The following is a 2,439-nucleotide window of genomic DNA, read 5'->3' on the forward strand; positions in this document are numbered from 1 at the left end:
CAGATGGACCAGGTGACGCAGCAAAACGCAGCCTTGGTGGAAGAAGCCGCAGCCGCAGCGGCTTCCCTGCAGGAGCAGGCCAGCGGCTTGTCACAAGCGGTCAGTGTGTTCAGGCTGGACCAGGCGCAAATGAGCGAGGGTAACGGTCAGTCGAAAGATGTGCTGGCACAGCCGTCGGCGGCCAGGTCTTCGATTGCCGCGCCGCAGCGCGCCCAGTCCCCGCGGCAAAGCGGCGGCGCCTTGCCTTCCAGGCGGCTGGCTATGGCCGCTGCAGGTGCGCAGAGTTGGGAAGAGTTTTAGGGCGCCAAGGGCCCGGGGCGTCTGTATGAGCCCCAAATTTATATGAAAAGTGGCCGTGGCCCTTGATTTATGTGCGCAATCAGCTATCTATTTGATAGTGAAATGGGCTTTGCGGAAACCTATAGCGCCAGCTCGTAATCCACTGTGATCGGCGCGTGGTCCGAAAACTTCACGTCCTTGTAAATGTGTTCGCTGCGCGCCAGCGCCGCTACAGCCGGCGTCGCCAGGTGGTAGTCCAGCCGCCAGCCTACGTTTTTGGCATAGGCCTGGCCGCGGTTGCTCCACCAGGTGTAGGCCTCGTCGGTGGTGGTGGGTTTGAGCTGGCGGTACACATCGACCATGCCGCCGCCGGGACTGGTCAGCTTGTCGGCGGCCTTGTTGGCTTTTTTTGCATCCTGCGCTGCCTCGGCTGCAGCTTCAAGGCGCAGCAGTTCGGTCATCCAGGCGCGTTCTTCGGGCAGAAAACCGCTGTTCTTTTTATTGCCCTTGAAGTTTTTCAGGTCGATTTCCTGGTGTGCGATGTTGATGTCGCCACAGAGCACGAAGTCGCGGTCTTTCTTCAGGTTCAGCAGGTAAGGGTAGAACTCGGCCAGGAAACGAAACTTGGCGGCCTGCCGTTCCTCGCCGGATGAACCGCTGGGGAAATAGGCACTGATGATCGAGAGTTTGGGCAGTGCCTTGCGGCCGGGCCGGTCAAAACGCAACTCCACGTAACGCCCTTCGGCATCAAACTCAGGTGAACCGTAGCCGACGATGACATCGCTGGGTTCATGCTTTGTGTAGACGCCTACACCGGAGTAACCCTTTTTCTCGGCAAAGTGGAAATGCCCCTTGAGCCCGGCCATCTCCTCAAAACGCTGGCTGATATCCGGCGCCTGCGCCTTGATCTCCTGCACACACAGGCAATCCGGCGCGGACTGCGCGAGCCAGTCTTCAAGGCCCTTGCTGGTGGCGGAACGGATGCCGTTGAGGTTCAGGCTGGTTAATTTGAACAAGTGGATCTCCAGGAATTTCGCCGCCAAGTATAGGGGGCACCCGGTGTTTGCCTGGTGGGTCTGCCCGGGCGCAGTATCACGTTTTTTTGTGCCGTACCTGCGCTTCCGTCCGGGGTGACGGCAGGCCTTCGGAAAAATTAATGGGGGTTGTCCCTAAATTTCTTCGGGCAACTGCCGTTAGGTCTGTTCTGCGCTGACGGCGGCGTGGTTTTTCTTTTGTTGCGGCGCGACCGGGCAGGCCCAAGGCCGGATGCCTGCTGGACGACGCGTACGCCGGGTCATGCCTCTACCCAGCTGTGTTTGTCCTGCCGCTGCGCAAACCGACGGCCGGTATCAGGCATGAAAAACAAGTTTTGATAACCAGGAAATGACAGTGCACCTTCTGCAAAACCTCCGCTCCATGAGCATTGCCAAAAAGCTCGGGCTGCTGATTTTCAGCGCCATCCTAGGCATCGCCGCCATGACGGCGCTGCTGCTGGTCTCGGAGCGAACGCTGGTCATGGAGGAGCGAAAGAGCAGTGTTCGGCAGGTGGTGGAAAGTGCCCATGGACTGTTGACCTATTTCCATGGCCTGGCGGCCAAGGGCGTGCTGACCGAGCAGCAGGCGCAAGCGCAGGCCATGCAGGCGATCAAGGGTTTGCGTTACAACAACACCGAATATTTCTGGATCAACGACATGCACCCGCGCATGCTGATGCATCCGATCACCCCGGCTCTCGACGGCAAGGACATGTCGGACAACAAGGACCCCACCGGAAAGTACCTGTTTGTCGAGTTCGTCAAGATCGTCAAAACCAGCGGCTCCGGTTTTGTGCCCTATTTATGGGCGAAGCCGGGCAGCGACCATCCGGTGCCCAAGATGTCTTACGTCAAGGGTTTTGAGCCCTGGGGCTGGATTCTCGGCTCTGGCGTGTATGTGGACACGGTGGACGCCATGATCCGGAGCCACCTGATCGAGCTGGCCCTGGGCGCGTTGCTGCTGGCCGCCATTTTGTTTGCAATTGGCCTGATGATTGCCCGCTCCATCACCGGTCCAATCCGCGCCGCCGTCAAGGTCGCCCAAACGGTAGCCGCTGGCGACCTGAGCAGTCGTATAGAGGTGAGCAGCAAAGACGAAACAGGCCAGCTGATGCAAGCCCTCAAA

2 protein-coding genes and 1 pseudogene are annotated in these 2,439 nt (G+C 59.2%); 2 read left to right on the plus strand and 1 reads right to left on the minus strand.

All coding sequences use genetic code 11. The features are described from left to right. Positions 1–300, plus strand: a pseudogene (locus ACFQND_RS12315) (methyl-accepting chemotaxis protein); the annotation flags it as partial. 119 nt (positions 301–419) lie between these two features. Here the strand turns inward: ACFQND_RS12315 and ACFQND_RS12320 are convergent. Further along, positions 420–1,295, minus strand: a complete 876-nt coding sequence (locus ACFQND_RS12320; RefSeq protein WP_371435771.1) for an exodeoxyribonuclease III — start codon at positions 1,293–1,295, stop codon at positions 420–422. A gap of 400 nt (positions 1,296–1,695) precedes the next feature. Between ACFQND_RS12320 and ACFQND_RS12325 the strand changes: the two genes are divergently transcribed. After that, positions 1,696–2,439 (plus strand): cache domain-containing protein (locus tag ACFQND_RS12325; RefSeq protein WP_377413642.1); only part of this gene is annotated, 744 nt, incomplete at its 3' end.

Source organism: Polaromonas aquatica, assembly GCF_042659145.1.
In the GTDB taxonomy this organism is placed as follows: domain Bacteria; phylum Pseudomonadota; class Gammaproteobacteria; order Burkholderiales; family Burkholderiaceae_C; genus Polaromonas; species Polaromonas aquatica.